This window comes from Bradyrhizobium sp. Ken01 (genome assembly GCF_055807355.1).
The window spans coordinates 1-236 of record NZ_JBVVPC010000302.1 but is presented as its reverse complement, the minus strand read 5'-3'; the positions used below and the strand labels follow the sequence as shown (position 1 = coordinate 236).

1 protein-coding gene is annotated in these 236 nt (G+C 66.1%); it reads left to right on the top strand.

The features are described 5' to 3' along the window. On the top strand, positions 1–236 hold a 236-nt coding region (locus tag AC0L3S_RS39740), incomplete at both ends, for a hypothetical protein (RefSeq protein WP_473285450.1).

Genomic DNA, 236 nt, shown 5'->3' with positions numbered 1-236 from the left:
CCTGGTCGATCCTTCAATGGGCCGGCAAGTGGTACGGCCAATATCCCGACGATTTCATGCGCGCGGCCAGCATGGGTATGGTCGTTTCGACCGTGGGCCTGCTGGGCACGGCCGTCACGCAGATGGTCAAGGCGAACACCGGCAAGGCGAACGACTATCTGCACGGTTCGGCCCGCTGGGCCGACAAGAAGGACATACAGGCCGCCGGCCTGCTGCCCCGGCCGCGCACCGTCGTC